Origin of the sequence: Novosphingobium sp. 1529, from assembly GCF_040544855.1 — a bacterium.
Classification (GTDB): domain Bacteria; phylum Pseudomonadota; class Alphaproteobacteria; order Sphingomonadales; family Sphingomonadaceae; genus Novosphingobium; species Novosphingobium capsulatum.
In genome coordinates this window covers 118,135-130,165 of sequence record NZ_JBEPKW010000009.1, presented here as the reverse complement: position 1 = coordinate 130,165, position 12,031 = coordinate 118,135, and the positions used below count along the sequence as shown (strand labels likewise).

Annotated in this window: 12 protein-coding genes; 3 read left to right on the top strand and 9 right to left on the bottom strand. The window is 63.4% G+C overall.

Annotation, left to right across the window (positions count from 1 at the left end; genetic code table 11):
- Positions 1 to 22: 22 nt before the first annotated feature.
- From ABIC78_RS16185 to ABIC78_RS16145, 9 genes are all read right to left on the bottom strand, one after another.
- Positions 23 to 670: an ABC transporter ATP-binding protein gene (locus ABIC78_RS16185; protein ID WP_168352675.1), complete on the bottom strand. Its 648-nt coding sequence runs from the start codon at positions 668 to 670 to the stop codon at positions 23 to 25.
- A complete protein-coding gene (locus ABIC78_RS16180; protein WP_168352674.1) occupies positions 667 to 1,464 on the bottom strand; it encodes an ABC transporter permease in 798 nt (265 codons plus the stop codon). The genes ABIC78_RS16185 and ABIC78_RS16180 overlap by 4 nt, the downstream gene beginning before the upstream one ends.
- Before the next feature lie 4 nt (positions 1,465 to 1,468).
- Positions 1,469 to 2,629, bottom strand: a complete 1,161-nt coding sequence (locus ABIC78_RS16175) for a KpsE/RkpR family capsule polysaccharide export protein (RefSeq protein ID WP_171792804.1) — start codon at positions 2,627 to 2,629, stop codon at positions 1,469 to 1,471.
- Between the two features lie 204 nt (positions 2,630 to 2,833).
- On the bottom strand, positions 2,834 to 3,769 hold the full coding sequence (locus ABIC78_RS16170) for a phytanoyl-CoA dioxygenase family protein (RefSeq protein WP_354490799.1): 936 nt from the start codon (positions 3,767 to 3,769) through the stop codon (positions 2,834 to 2,836).
- A 76-nt stretch (positions 3,770 to 3,845) separates the two neighbouring features.
- Positions 3,846 to 5,495: a glycosyltransferase family 2 protein gene (locus tag ABIC78_RS16165; protein WP_354490797.1), complete on the bottom strand. Its 1,650-nt coding sequence runs from the start codon at positions 5,493 to 5,495 to the stop codon at positions 3,846 to 3,848.
- Positions 5,496 to 5,529: 34 nt separating this feature from the next.
- On the bottom strand, positions 5,530 to 6,180 hold the full coding sequence (locus ABIC78_RS16160) for a DUF5672 family protein (protein WP_354490795.1): 651 nt from the start codon (positions 6,178 to 6,180) through the stop codon (positions 5,530 to 5,532).
- Positions 6,181 to 6,427: 247 nt separating this feature from the next.
- Entirely contained in the window at positions 6,428 to 6,730 is a 303-nt protein-coding gene (locus ABIC78_RS16155; RefSeq protein ID WP_054130755.1) for a hypothetical protein, read from the bottom strand.
- A gap of 41 nt (positions 6,731 to 6,771) precedes the next feature.
- Positions 6,772 to 7,776 carry an inorganic phosphate transporter gene (locus ABIC78_RS16150; protein WP_054130756.1) on the bottom strand — a complete coding sequence of 335 codons (1,005 nt, stop codon included), beginning with the start codon at positions 7,774 to 7,776 and terminating at the stop codon, positions 6,772 to 6,774.
- A 12-nt stretch (positions 7,777 to 7,788) separates the two neighbouring features.
- Complete coding sequence (locus ABIC78_RS16145) at positions 7,789 to 8,922, bottom strand: DUF47 family protein (RefSeq protein WP_231627533.1); 1,134 nt, start codon at positions 8,920 to 8,922, stop codon at positions 7,789 to 7,791.
- Positions 8,923 to 9,100: 178 nt separating this feature from the next.
- Here ABIC78_RS16145 and ABIC78_RS16140 point away from each other — a divergent pair, with 178 nt between their 5' ends.
- The 3 genes from ABIC78_RS16140 (at position 9,101) to ABIC78_RS16130 (ending at position 12,027) form a co-directional block, all read left to right on the top strand.
- Complete coding sequence (locus ABIC78_RS16140; RefSeq protein ID WP_169041767.1) at positions 9,101 to 9,778, top strand: winged helix-turn-helix domain-containing protein; 678 nt, start codon at positions 9,101 to 9,103, stop codon at positions 9,776 to 9,778.
- A complete protein-coding gene (locus tag ABIC78_RS16135; protein ID WP_171792806.1) occupies positions 9,775 to 10,821 on the top strand; it encodes an ATP-binding protein in 1,047 nt (348 codons plus the stop codon). The genes ABIC78_RS16140 and ABIC78_RS16135 overlap by 4 nt, the downstream gene beginning before the upstream one ends.
- 78 nt (positions 10,822 to 10,899) lie before the next feature.
- On the top strand, positions 10,900 to 12,027 hold the full coding sequence (locus ABIC78_RS16130) for an efflux RND transporter periplasmic adaptor subunit (protein WP_354490791.1): 1,128 nt from the start codon (positions 10,900 to 10,902) through the stop codon (positions 12,025 to 12,027).
- Positions 12,028 to 12,031 lie beyond the last annotated feature (4 nt).

Below are 12,031 nucleotides of genomic sequence, written 5' to 3'. Positions count from 1 at the left end.
CGACCGTGGTGGAAAGAGCCGTCTAAAGGCGCTCATACTCCCAGATTGCCTGGTCCACATCGTTCGTTTCGGTTGCTCGGCCGTCCCTGAACAGAATGGCACGATTGCAGAACTCACGGATCGACACCATGTCATGTGATGCCAAAATCAGCGTTCGGTCTTTTCTACGCTCAAAAAGTTCATAATGGCATTTTTCTCGAAAATTGGCATCACCGACAAGAATGATTTCGTCGATAAGATAGCAATCAAAATCGATAGCTAAAGACAATCCGAACGCCAATCTCGCGCGCATACCGGATGAGTACGTCTTTACCGGCATAGTCAACTGGCGGCCAAGTTCCGTAAAATCCTCGATGAAATCCTTCATCCAATTATAGGATTTCCCGTAAATGCGGGCTATAAACCGCGCATTATCGTAACCAGTCAAGCTGCCCTGAAAGCCGCCATTGAAACCCAGCGGCCAAGAGATTGACATGCTTCGCCGAATTACGCCGGATGTCGGAAGTTCTACCCCGCCCAGCAATTTGATGAAGGTTGATTTTCCGGCCCCGTTCCGTCCCAAAAGAGCTATCTTGTCGGCCGGATCGACACGCAGACTCATGTCGCGCAATACGTGCTTGCGGCCGTGCCCCATCGGGTACGACTTGCAGATGTTTTCACAAACAATCATTCAACGACAAGCTTTCGACGAACACGGCGAATTAGTACCAGACCAATTGCCGAAATCACCAGCGAGATGCCCAGCGTGTACCAGACATCGTAATAAACCACGATTTTTTCGCCCCAAATGCCGCCGCGCATCATTTCGACGCCGTTAACGAACGGCGACCACAAGATGTACTGACGAAGCCCGGGCGCCAGCCAGGACACCATCGTGAACGAGCCTGAAAACGGAATCATGATGTAGGTGGTAACTGGAATGAATTTTTCCAGAACTTCAGACATTTCCGACAACGGCGCGATCAACAGGCACAAGGAAAACGAGAAAGCGCAATATACAAGCCAGCCCGCAATCATCAGACCCGGATCGGCCGGGATGGGGAACGCGTCAAAGCAGACGAGAATGGTGGCGATGAACACAAAAGCCATCATGGTACCGAGCATCTCGATCAGAAAACGCACGATGACAAAGTCGAGGACCTGAATCTGGCGGTGATACATCAGGCCGCTGTTGGCCTGGAAAATCGCCACGCTGCGCGCCACGACATGGCGGAAAAGCGTGAGCGGGATATAGCCCGTCACGACGAAAGCGACGATGCTGATGCCATGCTCTTCCGATCCACGCATCAGGCGCCAGATGATGGCGACCAGTCCGGCAAAAAGCAAAGGCTCGAACATCATCCATAGAAAACCGATGTTCTCGCGCCCGAACCGCGTGATCAACTCGCGGATGATCAGTGCATGGATGACACGCCCCTGAACCTGCAGACTTTGGCGAAGACGAGACGGCTTGGCGCTGCGCATCGCATCAATTCTCTGGCGCGTGCTCGAGAATGCCGATGACCAGCATCCAGCCAACGAAATAGAGACACAGGAGCGACGCAGCGACCGTCAAAATGCTCAGCAGGCGATGCGGCAACAGGGCGGTATCAGGCTTGTTGGGTTCCACAACCCGTTCAAGGTAGAATTGCTGTTTCTGGGCATCGGCACGCGCTTGGACCAGGCCCGCATTCGCAGCCATCAGGCTTTCGTTTGCGAACTTCTGCTCGACCAGCAAATCTTCGTAATTGCCGAGCTTGGATGCAATTGTGCCGGCACCGCCAACCACCCTGCCGTTCTGCTGCGCGATCTGCGCGGAGATGGCCGCGATGCGATTGCGCAGGGCTGGAATGGACGGATTGCGCGGCGTTTCGCGCTCCATGGTATCCAACTGCGCTTGCAAAGCCGCACGCTGCGCCACCATTTGATTGGCAATCTCGATCACACCGCTGGCCTGCTTGGCCGGATCGATCAGGGCTGCCTGGTTGCGGTAACCAGTCAACGTAGCCGTGATCTTGCGGGTGCGCTCGGTCGCGATCTGTACCTGGCGCTCTGCTTCGGCGATGCCGCGGTCATGCGCGCGGGCATTCAACCGGTTGACCATGTCTTCGCTGAGCGCAAGCAAGGTCCGGTTGATCTGATAGGCATCCTCGGGCGTGAAGGCCTTGACCTTTACCACCGCTGTGCCGGTCTGGGGATCGAGACTGGCATCCACCATTTTCGAGTAATATCGATAGAGATACTCGAAAGAGTTGCCGGAAAAAACGCTGGGGAAGCGCGCGAGAAAATCGCCGCCATTGGCAAACCGCTGGCGCACTGCAACCTGCCGATCCAGGGCAGCAAGCGCATCGCGCGAACGCACAAATTCCAGAACTTCGTTTGCCTGTTCCTGCCCCGCAGAAAGCCCCGTCGTCTGGATCAAATTCGCCAGCGAAGAAAGCTGCGGTCGCTTTTCATCGGGCGCCTTGATAACAAAACGCGATTCCGACACATAGATGTCACCTGCAAAGAACCCATAATAGATCCCCGCAACAAGCGTTGGCAGAATGACAAAAATAACAAACCAACGATGCCGTTTCAACCAGCCCGGCACGCCCGAACTTTGTGGTGACACTACAACATTCGTCGAATAGGCCGTTTCAGCGCTCATATTACCTGCATAGAACGAGTAGGCGCAAGATCGCTCCCTACGCCCGCCAGATAGCAGCGCATCGCTAGGCCATGGCACAAGGCAGTGCAAGCGCTGCCAACACCATCAGCAGGATAAAACCGATGATCCGAAAGGGCTTCCCACCACACAGGAATGCGCAAGCTCCGTATCATTGCGTAACAACCCTGCCCCACCGTTGCCCCATCACTTTCTACCCCGCAACCGGCGAAGCAAACCGCGCCATCCGCGCTTTGTTGGCTTCGGCAACGGCACCCCCAGATAGCTGCCCTGCCGCATCGCTCCTTCGGTGATCGCATAAGGCCGGCGCACATCCAGCCGCCCCACAAACTCGTCGGAGAACGCCGGCGTGTAATAGATGCAGTCATCAAAATAGTAATGCGTCACCTGCGACCAGCGCGTCAGCCGTGGGTCGTTTTGCACACTGCCCCCGTGCAGCAGGTTGGCCGTCCAGATCAGGGCCTGCCCCTTGCGCGCGAGAAACGTCTCGGGCGCTGCGCCATTCGCCTCGGCAAGGGCTCGCCATGCCTCGGCGAAAGGATCCTGTGCAGACGACAACTTGCTACCGAAGCCACGGCGGCCGATCATGCCATTGTTCAGCGCTGGCCAGCGATGCGAACCTAGCAGGTAGAACAGGGGGCCGGCATCGGGGCCAATATCTTCCATGGCCAACCACACCCCGCACATGAACCGCTCCGGCAGGCTGGAGAAGTGGACCATGTCGGTATGCGCGTCTTGCTGCGTGCCGACTGGAAAGTTGAGCGTCTGGAACGGGAACGCCTGGCGGCCATAAAGCTTGGTCAACAGGTCCAGCACCACCTGGTTCGTGGCAATGGCACGCACATCGGCGTCGAATTGCCACGCATCCTGAACGCGGCGCTCGCCGCCCGTCTTGTCACTCTGGGCATCTTCGAAGGCGATCCCGAACCGCGGTCCGAGATTGGCCTTGATCCGGTCGATGCGCGCGTCGAGCGCGGCATCGGGAAAGTCGAACACGGCAAATCCACGCGTCGCCAGGCTATCGGCGATCCCCATCTCCGTATCCGTCAGCGCCATCGTCGCCTTCAATTGCGGAAACAGCGGCGATTCCACCAAGGGAATTCCAGGCAATGGGTTGTGCAACGTGTGCTTCCTTTTCGACTTCGGCGTGTCTCAGCAGCCAGCTTTGCCCAGATGCCCACAAGGTGCGGCGATCAGTTTAGAGCGCGATGGCGAAACGTTCACTAGCATCGCTGAGCTGGGGATGGTGGTACGGGTCACACAGAGCGTCTGTTCTCCACAGGCGTTTGAGCGCGGCCAACTCACCGGCAAAGCGCGCGGCGCTGACAGGATCGTGATCATGCCCGCGCGACACGGATTCGTGATGGATCAATGTCGCACGCGGCTCGTAAAACGATTGCCAGCCCCGCGCGTTGAGGCGCAGGCAAAGATCGACATCATTGAACGCAACTGGAAAATCAACCTCGTTGAGCATCCCTACGGCCATGAAGCGCTCCCGCATCACCACCAGGCAAGCGGCTGTCACGGCCGAGGTGAATTGCGGCAGGGCGTGGCGCCAGTGATACCCGCGCTCTTCGGGGCGCAGCAATTTGTGCGCATGGCCCGCCGCCTTGCCAACGCCGAGGACTACGCCGGCGTGCTGGATGCGCCCATCGGGATAGAGCAACCGCGCACCCACTGCCCCCACGTCGGGCCGGATAGCCGTGGCGGCCATGGTGGCCAACCAATCCGGATCGGTGATTTCGATATCGTTGTTGAGCAGGCAGATCAGCGTCCCGCGCGCCTGTTCGACAGCACGGTTGTTGATTGCCGAGTAGTTAAATGGGCCAGGATGGCGCAGGACGCGGTATCGGTTTGAGTCCAGCTTGGCCAGAAACTCCAGCGTTTCGGGGTCATCGCTGTTGTTGTCCACCACGATCACTTCCATATCCGGATAGCGAGTCTTGGCCAGGCCATCGAGACACGTGCGCAGCAGATCAAGGCCGTTACGGGTCGGGACTATCACCGATAGCGAGGGGAGATCACGCGGCGGATTGACTGGTTGCGGCGGCAGCACCGGTTGTGGCCGCATCCGCCGGTGATGCAGCATGGCAGGCAGGTGAAGTGGTTCTGTTGCTGCGCTGGCAATGATCCGCGTCACCAAGGCCGATACCCAATCTGGCGCGGTTGTCACCGCCCGCAGATCCTCAGGCCGGGCTTGCACCACGCACGCGCCGCTTACGAAATCCCAATGCTCGAACAGCGGCGCGTTCCACGCCGGCTTGAAATGCGGATCGCGACGATGGCGCGACCCCGCCGGAATGATGTCATCGTCGGCATAGATGACCGCAGGACTGCCTTGCGCGATGCCGTGGCGATAACGCTCCAGCGCGCGGGGAGCCAGGATATCTCCCACGCGCATCGGCAAGAGCCATGGCTGCTGGTCCCACGCAATACGCGCGGCGACACTTTCGAGATCAGGATGTGCTTCGGAACCAACCAAGTGGGCAGGAACACCCAATGCCCGCAGGCAATCCAATGTGTCACGCAAGGCAGACGCATCGTGCGCGCCCACCGCATCCACGAGTGCCACGATCGGCGGCGACAAATGCGGGGCTTGCACGGCGGGCGTCCCAGTTTCCCGCCGCAGCACCCACAGTCGGTACGCCCGTGGCGACAGGCCGAGCAGCGCTGCAAGCTGGCTGCGCGCCCTTACGCGCTTGCCCAGGATGAGCCACTTGATTGCGGTGGCAAACTGGTTTGGCTCAGCCAGGAACGTGTCGCAATAGACGCGAAAAGTCAGCCAAGACAGCATGACACGGCGCGCGATGCGCCGATGCAGCGGCAACCTGGTGACGCCTGTGGTCATCGCGCCATCGGCATCAGATTCGATACTGCACCGCTCAGGCATAGTGGCCCGCGATATAGCGATCGGATATCATGCGCCAACCCCGCCGCAATCCGCCGCGTCCTGCGCTGACGGCACGCACCAGGGGCCAGAAATCTGGCCGGATCGTGCCGCGGTAATCGAGCGACTGATAGATATCCCAGAACGCGGCCATGCCCAGTGCGCGAGGCATGTTGAAAACCCCGTGATAGCCGAACGTGCACTGGGGATCGCTGGCGCGTTCGGCCGCAAACAGGTCGGCCATTTCACGCGGGGCGAAGCGCATGCCCTGTTGCTCCAGCCACGCACGGTTGACCCGTCCGATCGCAATGTCCTCAGGATGGACCTGCTCAAACTGCGCCGCGCGGCATGCTTCCATCAGCCGCCGGCTGCGCAGCGAAAAGCCTCCGTTGCCAACATCATACCCATCGGCAAATTGCGGCCAACTGGCGCCGATATAGTCGAAATCCAGAAATGCCGGCTGCCAGTGCCGTGCGTCCAGCACATGCCCATCCCATTGCGCGACAAGGCAGTGGCTGGTGGAAACATGATCGAGCAATCTGGTCAGGATGAAATCGGAGTATGCCGCCGAGGATCGCAGCGGGGCGATGCGGGCCACGCGAATGCGACTGTCGCCCGGATCGACATCGGCATCCGTGAGAAGCACACAGTCCGCTACCGCAACGTGATCGAGGCTTGCCCGCAAGGCCGACACGGTCGCTGCAACGTTGACAGACGTGGCGGCGCAGAGAGTGACTTCGGGTAGGTAAAGTTTGTCACGAGGGGGCACGCAAGACTCCGACCGCACGTTCGCACGCTTGGCTCCGCCAACGTAGAGTGCTGGTGCATAAAGGTTTGCGATAGCGTTCGCCGCACACTTCGCAATAGCGGATCGAAACCGTTCCGACCGGGATTCAGCGCCAGCGCGGCCACAGCTGCATGATCAGCGCCAGACCATTGGTCGCCACGAGCGGCCCGATCCAGTCAATCCACTGGTCCAGCTTGGGCCATACGCGCAGATCGAGTGGCCCCCACCACGGCATATTGGCCCGCCGGCCCTGGCCGAACATCTCGATCCAGCGATATTCCGCCTGGGCCACTTCCCGGCCGATGAAATAGGCAGATGCGATCGCCGCGCCCAGCCACCACGATCCGCCGCAGCGGCGGATAAGGAACTGCAGCGCGAGCGCGACCACGGCGTGTTCGAAATACATCATGGCCACGCAACGCCAGGGGAGCCGGTCGGCTCCTCAAGCGCTCAAAAAACCTTGGCAATCTCGTAGAAGATCGCGCCGACCAAAGCCGAGGCGGGAATGGTCACAAGCCAAGCGACGACCACGCGCTGCGCCACGCTCCAGCGCACGGCCGAGGCACGGCGCGCCGCGCCCACGCCGACGACGCAGCCGGTGATGGTGTGCGTGGTCGAGACCGGAATGCCAAAGGCGCTGGCGGCGAAGAGCATGATCGAGCCGCCGGCCGAGGCACAGAAGCCCTGGTGGTGCGACAGCTTGGTGATGCGGCTGCCCATCGTTTCGATGATCTTCCACCCGCCCGACAGCGTGCCCAGACCCATGGCGATGTAGCAAGAGATCACCACCCACCCGGGTACGTGGAACGTGCCGCCCAGCATACCCTGCGAATAGAGCAGCACGGCGATGATCCCCATCGTCTTTTGCGCGTCGTTGGCACCGTGGCCGATCGAATAGGCCGCCGCCGAAATGAGGTGCAGCTTCTTGAACGAGCCTTCCGCCGTGCGCGCCGAAGCCTTGGCGAACAGCCACGAGGACAAAAGCATCAGCAGCATCGAGACAACCAGGCCGACCACCGGCGAGAGCACAATGGCCGAGGTTGTGGAGGTAACCCCCTTCCACACGATCGCGCTGGTGCCGGCATGCATCGTGCCCGCGCCCAGCAACCCGCCGATCAGGGCGTGGCTGGACGAGGAGGGGATGCCGCGCCACCAGGTGATCACGTTCCAGGTCATTGCGCCGACCAGAGCGCCAAAGATCACCTGCGGGGTGATCACGTCCTTGTCGATGATGCCCTTGCCCACCGTTTCGGCCACTTTCAGGCCAAAGGTGAAATAGGCGGCAAAGTTGAAGAACGCGGCAAACAGCACGGCCTGCACCGGTGTGAGCAAGCGCGTGGACACCACCGTGGCAATCGAATTTGCCGCGTCGTGCAGTCCGTTGATGAAATCGAACGCCAAGGCCATGATCACCAGTGCGATGATCAGGGGCAGCGCCACGGCCACATGGTTCATGAACCCGGCTCCTTAGGCGTGGTCGATGACCAGGCCGTCGATCTCGTTGGCGACATCCTCGAAGCGGTCGACCACGCGTTCAAGGTGGCTATAGATTTCGCGGGCGACGAAGAACTGCATCGGCGCGGTCTGGCCGTGGGCCTTGAACGCCTTGGACAGGCCGGCGTCGTGGATCTCGTCAGCCTTGCCTTCCAGGCGCACCAGTCGCTCGGTCAGCTCGTGCAGGCGCGCGGCATTGGCGTGGATCGAGCGCAGCAGCGGCAGCGCCTCGGCAATCACGCGCGCGCATTCCACGATGATCGCGGCCATATCGGCCATTTCCTGCTCGAACGCGGTCACTTCATAGAGCGAAATCGCGTTGGAGGTCTGGTGCATCTGGTCGATCGAATCGTCCATCGCACTGATCAGCGAGGTGATTGCCCCGCGATCGAACGGCGTGAGGAACGTGCGGCGCACGGTCACCAGAACTTCGCGGGTGATCGCGTCGGCATCGTGCTCGCGCTCGGCAATCTCGCGCACATGGTCGGCCATGCCCGGCCCGCCCTGAAGCAGGCGCGCCAAGGCATTGCTGCCGGCGATCAGGGTTTGGCCGTGCGCCTCGAACAGTTCGAAGAAGTTGCCCTGGCGCGGCAACAGGTTCTGGAACCAGTGAAACATGCCCAGTCTTTCTTTCACGCTGCCCAAGCGGCGGACAAGCGGTGCGGTGGTGGCAAGGGCCCGGAATTCCGTGGCCCGGAAGCTGCGAATCAATGCCTGCAGGTCTGGCTCGTCCACCGCGTCGGCGGCAGCAGCAAGCGAAAACCATTGGCGGGTACGTTGTTCCCCTTCGGCCCAGTGCGGCAGTTCCTCGGTCACGGCCAGGGGGAAAACCTGGACCTGGACCATCACCGACGCGCCGGAACGCAGGGTCTTGCGGTATTCGAACCGGCCGAGCGCGGCGGGGCAGATCGCCCCGATCACACCGGCCTCCTCCTCCGCCTCGCGGGCGGCGGCGGCATGGGCGGCTTCGCTCTTGCCGAAATTGCCCTTGGGTATGACCCAGCGGCCCGTCCCGCGCGAGGTGACGAGGAGCACTTCGATGGGCGCAGAAAGGCCATCACCGATAGTGCGATAGGGCAAGGCAGCGATTTGGCGAACGGGACGCACTCCGGTTGCATAGCAAGTCTTCGCGCCCGCTAGAGGTTGCGCAGGCGAATCGTCAAGAATTGGTCATACGCACCACGCGATTAATCGCAGAGTGGAATGTGCCCTGCCGGCCCGCTCCAGCAGGGAATTGTTGCAGGACCATGGCATTGGCGGCGCCTAATGGCTAAACACGCCGGCCATGCGGGTGCTGATCGTGGAAGACAACGTGCGGCTGGCGGGGCTGATGGGCGAAGGGCTGTCGCGCGCCGGCATCGTCTGCGATCGCGCGACCAGTCTGGATGATGCCGACGTCGCGCTCGCCTGCGCGCAGTTCGATGCGCTGCTGCTCGATCTGGGCCTGCCCGATGGCGATGGCCGCGCCTGGCTGGAACGGCGCCGAGCCGAGGGGCTGGCGCTGCCGGTCTTGGTGCTGACCGCGCGCAGCGGGCTGGATGATCGCATCGGCGGGCTGGATGCCGGGGCCGACGATTACCTGGTCAAGCCGGCCGAAACCGCCGAGATCGCGGCGCGGCTGCGCGCCCTGCTGCGCCGCCCCGGCCCGCGCGCCAATCCGGTGATCGAGGTGGGGCCGCTGCGCTTTGACACCGCCAGCCGCGTGGCCAGCGTCGCTGGCCAGCGGCTTGACCTCGCCCGGCGCGAGGCGGACCTGCTCGAACTGCTGATGCGCGGCGCGGGCAGCGTGGTGCGGCGCAGCCAGATCGAGAACGCGCTCTATAACTTCGATGACGCGGTTTCGCCCAACGCCGTCGATGCCGCCGCCTCGCGCCTGCGCCGCCGGCTGGAGGACAAGGGCCTGGGCAGCATGCTGCACACCATCCGTGGGCTGGGCTATCTGTTGCAGGACCAGCAGGAATGATCGCCGCGCTGGGCCAGGGGCGCGGCTCGATCCGCCTGCGGCTGTCGGCCGGGCTGGCGGTGATCTGCGTGTTTGCCGTGGCCACGCTGATCTTTGCGCTGTTCTGGGAATACGACATCACGCCGCAGGATCTGACCGGCGCCAACACTAGAGCGGCCTGGCGCGAGATACGCGATCACGTGCTGCTGCCGATCCTGGTGGTGATCGTGCCCACGCTGTTGGCAACGAGCTGGGTGATCAACCGCGCGCTCAGCCCGCTGGACCGTACCGCACAAAGCATCGCCCATGCCCCGGCCCGGCGCGGGCTGCGCCTGCCGCATGCCGAGCTGCCCGTGGAAGTGGCGCCTTTCGTCACCTCGATCAACGCGCTGCTCGCCCGGCTGGACGATGCTGCTGCCCAGCACGAAGCCTTTGCCGCCGATGTTGCCCATGAACTGCGCACCCCGCTGGCGATCATGGCGATGCAGCTCGACAGCCCCGAGCCACTGGACCGCGCCCACCTGCGGCGCGAGATCGGCGCGATGCGGCGCCTGGTCGAACAGCTGCTGCTGCTGGCCCAGATCGAGGCAGAGGCCGCCACCCCGCAACCCCCGCAAAGCTTTATCCTGGCCGGCGTGGCCGAAGACGTGGTGGCCGCGCTCGCCCCGCAGATCATCACCCAGGGGCGCGAGATCGCGCTGGACGAGCCGGCCGAGATGGCCGCGACTACCGTGCAAGGCCACCGCGAGGCCGTGGCCGCCGCGCTGCGCAACCTGATCGAAAACGCCGTGCGTGTTACCCCGCCAGGCGGCCTGGTGCGGGTTGCGGTCGGGCCGGGCCGCTGCCTGCGCGTGACAGACGAAGGCCCCGGGCTTGCTCCCGAAGCGCTGGCCCGGCTGGCGCGGCGCCATGCCCGCGCCGATCATGCCAGCCGCGATGGCGCCGGCCTGGGCCTGAGCATCGTCGAGCGGATCATGGCCGGCCATGGCGGGGAATTGGCCACCGCGCCGGAAGCGCGCACGCTGATCCTGCGTTTTCCCGCGCATTTGCCTGACGAGGCCTGAGAAAACACCACCAAAACGCTACCCCGTCAGGTTTTCGTCAGGCCGGGACGATAACCGGGCCCCATGCAGAACAGGGCATTGAAACGGGCGATTCTGGGCGGCGCGGCCGCCTTGGCTGTGGCGGCGGCGGGCGCCTGGTGGGTTACGCGGGCGCCTGCCCCGGCCACGTCGCAAACCGCGCAAACGCCGGCCAGCGCGCCAGCCGCCAATGGCCTGCTCGTGGTCGATCCGGCCAAGGCAGCCGCGCTTGGCATTGCCACCGCGCCGGCCCACGCGGCCGATCAGGCACCGCTGGCTGATCTTCCCGCGATGATCGCGCCGCCGGCCAATGCCCGCGTGGCCGTGGCCGCCACCCTGCCCGGCACCGTGCTGCGCACCCTGGTGGTCGAAGGCGATGCGGTGACGCGGGGCCAGGCCCTGGCCGTGGTCGCCAGCCGCGACGTGATGACCCTGTCAGCCGATCTCGCCCGCGCCCATGCCCGCGCCGGGGTGGCGCAATCGAGCGCGGCGCGCCTGGCGCAATTGAACCGCGAAGGCATCATCGCCGGGGCCCGCGCCGATGAAGCCCGCGCCGTCGCCGCCGAGGCCGGCGCCGACGTCAGCGAAAAGGCGCGCATCCTGGCGCTGGTCGGCGCGCGCGGCAGCAGCGGCACTTATACCCTGACCGCGCCGATCGCCGGCCGGGTGACCAAGGCCGATATCCAGGCCGGCATGCCGGTCGATGGCACCACTGCGCCGTTCGTGATCGACGCGGCCGGCCGCTATGAAGCAACCGCCCAGCTGCCCGAGCGGCTGATCGGCCAGATGCGCGTGGGCCAGACCGTGCGCCTGCCAGTGGCCGGTGGCAGTGGCAGCGTGACCGGCACGGTCACGGCGGTGGGCAACGCGATCGATCCCGCCACCCGATCCGCCACGCTCAAGGCGCAGTTGCCCGCCGATCCCGGCATCGTGGCCGGTCGGGTCGGCTCGATCACCGTGTGGGGTGCGGCCAGCGGCGGGGCGGTTGCCGTGCCCGAAGGCGCGGTGACCACGATCGGCGTGGACGAGGTGGTCTTTATCGCCACGCCGCGTGGCTATCAGCGCCGCACCGTGCACCGCCTGGGCGCGGCCGATGGCCAGGTCATCCTCAAGGACGGCGTGCGCGCCGGCGAGGCCGTCGTCGTTCATGGCACCAGCGCCTTGAAGGCGCTGGCCGAAGCGAACTGAGCAG